Below are 611 nucleotides of genomic sequence, written 5' to 3'. Positions count from 1 at the left end.
CAGGGCCTGCACGGCGTGGGCGCGGGCGCGTTCGGCGTCGGCCAGCGCGCGCTCGACGCGGCCGGTGGCGCGGCGGTTGGTGACCAGGACGGCGGCGAGGAAGCCGACGGCGGCGCCGATCACGGTGTCCAGGACCCGGTCGCCGATCAGCTCACCGGCCGGGTGGCTGCCCGCGTACTCCAGGACGAGGAGGGCCATCGGGGTCACGGCGACGGAGCCGAGCCAGTAGTTCCGGGTGATCAGCGCCTCGGCCGAGAAGGCGAAGAGGAGGCAGAAGCCGATGAGGGCGAGCGGGGCGGTTCGGGCGACCGGCAGGACGGCGGCGAAGACCAGGACGCCGATGAGGTTGCCGAGGGTGCGCTGGAGCGTGCGGTTCCAGGAGAGCGTGACGTTGGCCTGGTAGAGCGAGGCGGCGGTGACGATCGCCCAGTACGGACGGCCGACGCCCACCGCCGAGCAGACGTACCCGGCCAGGGCGCAGCCGACGAGCGTGCGGGCGGCGACCGGGAGCAGCGGGGAGCCGGGGGCGACGCGGCCCAGCAGCGCGCGGAACGGGCGGCCGGCCAGGGCGGCGCGTTCGGCGTCGAGCCCGAAGAGTTCGGCGCCGGTGC

Annotated in this window: 1 protein-coding gene; it reads right to left on the bottom strand. The window is 75.8% G+C overall.

The genetic code is table 11. From position 1 onward, the window contains the following. Positions 1-611 (bottom strand): FUSC family protein (locus G3I41_RS12000; RefSeq protein WP_164400190.1); only part of this gene is annotated, 611 nt, incomplete at both ends.

The sequence above is a fragment of the Streptomyces sp. SID9727 genome (genome assembly GCF_010550605.1).
Taxonomy (GTDB): domain Bacteria; phylum Actinomycetota; class Actinomycetes; order Streptomycetales; family Streptomycetaceae; genus Streptomyces.
This window is presented reverse-complemented; position numbering and strand designations above follow the sequence as displayed.